The organism is Brevundimonas sp. UBA7534, assembly GCF_002479325.1.
GTDB lineage: Bacteria > Pseudomonadota > Alphaproteobacteria > Caulobacterales > Caulobacteraceae > Brevundimonas.
In genome coordinates this window covers 1-2,309 of record NZ_DLMO01000027.1, presented here as the reverse complement: position 1 = coordinate 2,309, position 2,309 = coordinate 1, and the positions used below count along the sequence as shown (strand labels likewise).

Annotated in this window: 2 protein-coding genes; one reads left to right on the top strand and one right to left on the bottom strand. The window is 71.2% G+C overall.

Annotated elements, in window-relative coordinates; genetic code table 11:
* Positions 1–910: glutamate 5-kinase (gene proB / locus B2U11_RS01840; RefSeq protein ID WP_292069393.1), on the bottom strand; the 910-nt coding region annotated here is incomplete at its 3' end.
* 198 nt (positions 911–1,108) lie between these two features.
* On the opposite strand from proB, the gene B2U11_RS01835 reads away from it, so the two are divergent.
* The coding region (locus B2U11_RS01835; protein ID WP_292069392.1) for a glycoside hydrolase family 3 N-terminal domain-containing protein at positions 1,109–2,309 on the top strand (1,201 nt) is incomplete at its 3' end.

The window sequence follows — 2,309 nt, the reverse complement described above, 5'->3', positions numbered from 1 at the left end:
CGCCGGCGTCCAGCTTCAACTCGCCGGCGGGGGCCAGGCTGCCCGCGATCCACTGCTTGTAGGCCGCCATCGGGCTGTCGGGGGCGTCGATCAGGGTGGCGCGCGCGCCCTGACGGATGGCGCTCAGGGGGGCGATGGTCTGGCCCGAGGCGATCACCGTGGCGCAACCGGCCGAACGCGCGATCTGGGCCGCCTTCAGCTTGGTGGCCATGCCGCCCGTCCCGACCCCGGCCGAGACGTTGGCGCCGCCCGCCATCGCCAGGATTTCCGGCGTCAGCTCCTCGATCAGCGGCAGGTGGCGGGCGGACGGGTCGCGGCGCGGGTCGGCGGTGTAGAGGCCGTCGACGTCCGACAGCAGGATCAGCAGGTCCGCGTGGGTCAGCTGGGCCGCGCGGGCCGCCAGCCGGTCGTTGTCGCCATAGCGGATCTCCTCGGTCGAGACGGTGTCGTTCTCGTTGACCATCGGAATGACGTTGTGGGCCAGCAGCACCTCGATGGTGGCGCGCCCGTTCAGCCAGCGGCGGCGGCGTTCGGTGTCGTCGCGCGTCAGCAGGACCTGGCCGACGGTCAGGCCGTGCGGCTGGAACACCTCCTGCCAGGCGGCCATCAGCAGGGACTGGCCCACGGCGGCGGCGGCCTGCTTGTCGTGGACGCGACGGCCGATGTCGCCCAGCCGGCCCCGGCCCAAGGCGACGGAGCCGGAAAAGACCACGATCACCTCGCGTCCGTCGCGGCGGAAGGCCGCCAGTTCGGTCGCCAGCGCCGTCAGCCATTCGCGGGCGACCCCGCGCGAAGTCGGGTCGATCAGCAGGGAGGAGCCGATCTTGACGACGATGCGCCGCGCGGCGGCGAGGGCGGAGGCGGCGGTGTGGTCTGCGGGGTCAGCGGCGGGCAGGGAGGAGTCGGACATCGGCCGTCCTTCTATCGCGATATTCCAGTCTTGTCTCATGGGGGCGCCAAGGCTAGGCCTTGAGAGAGGCGAGGGGGAATTCGCCGACGGTTACGGAGCCCCATGAGTTCGACCCGACCCCTCAGGGTCGCGCCCTCCCGGCGCGGCGTCCTGTCCGGCCTCAGCCTGATGACGATCATGGGCGTTGGAGGCCCGGCCATGTCCGCGTTCGCCCAGACGTCCCGTCCCCCTCATTCGGGCCTGCCCTCCGCCGTCGAGCGTCACGCCGCCCGGATCGAGGACCTGATCGCGCGCATGACGATCGAGGAGAAGGCCGGTCAGCTGAACCTGTTGGCCGACCCGTTCCGCTGGCGGCCGCAGAACGTCAATCCGCTGGACGGGCAGGGCGATCCGGGCCGGGTCACGGCGATGATCAGGGCCGGCCAGGTCGGGTCGCTGTTCAACGGCATCGGCGCGGCCATGGGCCGGACCATCCAGCGCGTGGCGGTCGAGGAAAGCCGGCTGGGGATACCGCTGCTGTTCGCCGCCGACGTGATCCACGGACTGAAGACGGTGTTTCCCGTGCCGCTGGCCGAGGCGGCGGCCTTCAACCCCGAACTGGCGCGACGCACGGCGCAGGCGGCGGGGCTGGAGCTTGCGGTGTCGGGCGTGCACCAGACCTATGCGCCGATGGTGGATGTCGCCCGCGACCAGCGCTGGGGCCGGGTGGTCGAGGGCGCCGGCGAGGACGTGACCCTGAACAACCTCCTGGCCGCCGCGCGCGTACGCGGCTTCCAGGGCGACGAGGGGCTGGACCATCCCGACGCCATCCTGGCCACCGCCAAGCACATGGCCGGCTATTCCGCCGCCATCGGCGGTGTCGAATACAACACCACCGACATGAGCGAGCAGACCCTGCGCGGGGTCTTCCTGCCGCCGTTCAAGGCGGCGGTGGACGCCGGCTGCCTGGCGATCATGAGCGCCTTCAACGACGTCAACGGCGTGCCGGCGTCGGCCAACCACGAACTGCTGACCGAGATCCTGAGGGACGACTGGAACTTCCAGGGCTTCGTGCTGTCGGACTACACCTCCGAGCAGGAGCTGGTGGCCCACGGATTCGCCGAGGACGGGCGCGACGCGACGCGGCTGGCCATCATGGCCGGGGTCGACGTCAGCATGGTCTCGGGCCTGTTCCTGCAGCACATTCCCGACCTGGTGCGTTCCGGCGCCGTGCCGATGGCGCGCATCGATCAGGCGGTGCGGCGGGTGCTGCGGACCAAGGCGGCGCTGGGCCTGTTCGACGACCCCTATCGCGGCACGGACCCGGTGCGCGAACAGGCCATGGTGGGATCGCAGGCGCACTACGCCCTGGCGCGCGAGGCGGCGCGCGAATCCATCGTCATGCTGAAGAACGACGGCG